The organism is Variovorax sp. OK212, from assembly GCF_900112425.1.
GTDB lineage: Bacteria > Pseudomonadota > Gammaproteobacteria > Burkholderiales > Burkholderiaceae_C > Variovorax.
In genome coordinates, this window is record NZ_FOLP01000063.1 from 1 (window position 1) to 1,249 (window position 1,249).

The 1,249-nt window shown below is 62.5% G+C and carries 1 pseudogene; it reads left to right on the forward strand.

The features are described from left to right. The first annotated feature begins 1 nt into the window (after position 1). Positions 2-1,114, forward strand: a pseudogene (locus BM004_RS40505) (IS5 family transposase). Positions 1,115-1,249: the final 135 nt, after the last annotated feature.

Genomic DNA, 1,249 nt, shown 5'->3' on the forward strand with positions numbered 1-1,249 from the left:
CCTGTTCACGATGCGCCGCCTGGAGGACTTCGTGCCTGCAGATCATCCGCTGCGCCCGATCCGGGCCATGGTCAACGAAGCGCTGCTCAAGATGGACGGCCTGTTCGCCGGCATGTATGAGGCCGACATCAAGGGCGGGCGCCCCAGCATCGCACCGGAGAAGTTGCTGCGCGCGATGCTCGTGCAAATCTTCTTCAGCGTTCGCTCGGAGCGCCAGCTCATGGAGCAGACCCAATACAACCTGTTGTATCGCTGGTTCATAGGGCTGGCCATGGACGATGCGGTCTGGGTTCCCAGCGTTTCACCAAGAACCGCGAGCGACTCATTGCGCACGACGCGATCATCGAACTGTTCAACCACATCGTGGAGACGGCGGATCACAAGGGGTGGTTGTCGGGTGAGCACTTCAGTGTCGATGGCACCCTCATCCAGGCCTGGGCCAGTCACCGCAGCTTCGTGCGCAAGGATGGCGGCAGTGACGATGACAAGAATGGCGATGGTGGTGACACCGGCACCACCACGAGCGGCAGCACCAGCTTCAAGGGCCAGAGCCGCAGCAACGACACCCACGCTTCGCGCACCGACGCCGACGCGCGGCTGTACTGCAAGGGCAAGACGGCCAGTGAGATGCGCTACATGGGCCATACCCTCGCGGACAACCGCCATGGCCTGATTGCCAACGCCATGGTCACCACCGCCGATGGTCATGCTGAGCGGGAAGCAGCCAAGGTCATGATCAATGCCGCTTGCGAGGCGGCGCACGACGACACGATCAGCATCACGCTGGGCGCGGACAAGGGCTATGACGCGCAGGAATTCATCCGCGCGTGCCAGGACATGGGTGTGATCCCGCACGTGGCGCAGAACATATCGAGACGGCGCTCAGCGCTCAGCGGTACCCGACGTCATTGCTGCGAGCGAGGGCTACGCGCTCTCACAGCGCAAGCGCAAGCTCATCGAGCAGGGCTTCGGCTGGGCCAAGACGGTAGGACGCATTCGCCAGGTGATGGTGCGTGGCCTTCAGCGCGTGGACCATCTGTTCGTGCTGACGAAGACGGCCTACAACTTGACGCGCATGCGCTCACTGGGGCAAATCCGTCAGCAGGCGCTCTGAGGCACGCAAACGCCCCCAGACGCTCCCGCAAAAAAGCGAAAACGGCTTCAGAAATTGCTGCCTGACGCACCATGTGAAAACCAACCTCTCGCCCCAGAGGGTGGCTCGCTTGGCGGGGGAGTATTTCAGCAGCCT